The organism is Amycolatopsis thailandensis, assembly GCF_002234405.1.
Classification (GTDB): domain Bacteria; phylum Actinomycetota; class Actinomycetes; order Mycobacteriales; family Pseudonocardiaceae; genus Amycolatopsis; species Amycolatopsis thailandensis.
The window spans coordinates 1-691 of record NZ_NMQT01000419.1 but is presented as its reverse complement, the minus strand read 5'-3'; the positions used below and the strand labels follow the sequence as shown (position 1 = coordinate 691).

Annotated in this window: 2 pseudogenes; both read left to right on the top strand. The window is 67.9% G+C overall.

The features are described 5' to 3' along the window. Positions 1-340, top strand: a pseudogene (locus CFP71_RS43245) (ABC transporter substrate-binding protein); the annotation flags it as partial. Then, positions 337-691: pseudogene (locus tag CFP71_RS43240) on the top strand (ATP-grasp domain-containing protein); the annotation flags it as partial. The pseudogenes CFP71_RS43245 and CFP71_RS43240, both read left to right, overlap by 4 nt.

Here is a 691-nt window from a genome sequence, read left to right as displayed (position 1 = left end):
GGGTGAGAAGCGGATGTGGGAGCTGTCCTGCTGGGGCGGCGGCTGGGTCTACAACTACCCGACCGGCGAGAACCTGTTCCAGAGCGGCGCCGCCTGCAACTTCAGCAACTGGCGTGACGCCAAGGCGGACGAGCTGATCGCGAAGACGGTCACCACCGACTCCCTCGAAGCGCTGTACGAGTACCAGGAGTACATCGCCGAGCAGGCGCCGGTGATCTTCATGCCGACGTTCCCGAGACGGCTGTTCGAGGTCGCGGGCAACCTGCGCGGGTTCTCGCCGATCAACCCGTACGGGCTGATCAATCCCGAGAACTGGTACTACGTCGAGGAGGGGGTATGACGAGGCCGGTGGTGCTGGTCGGGTTCGTGGCCGCCGCGCTGGGGTCGTCCATCAAGGACTTCCAGCCGGACGGTTCGGTCATCTTCGTCGAAGAGCCCGACGTCGTCCGCAAACGCGGCGCGCGGCAGACGGTGGCCGGTTCGGCGCTGGTGCGCGAACTGATCGAATGGGAGTTCCACCTCCCCGGCAAGGCGGACGAGTTCTACCACGTCCACCGTGACCTCGATCCGGCCGCGGTGGTCCCGCTGACCGAGTACGCGACCCCGTTCGCGGCCCGGCTCGCGGAACGCTACGGCCTGCCGGGCGCGGGGTTCGGGGCGGCGCAGATCCTGCGGGACAAGGCGGTGCTGC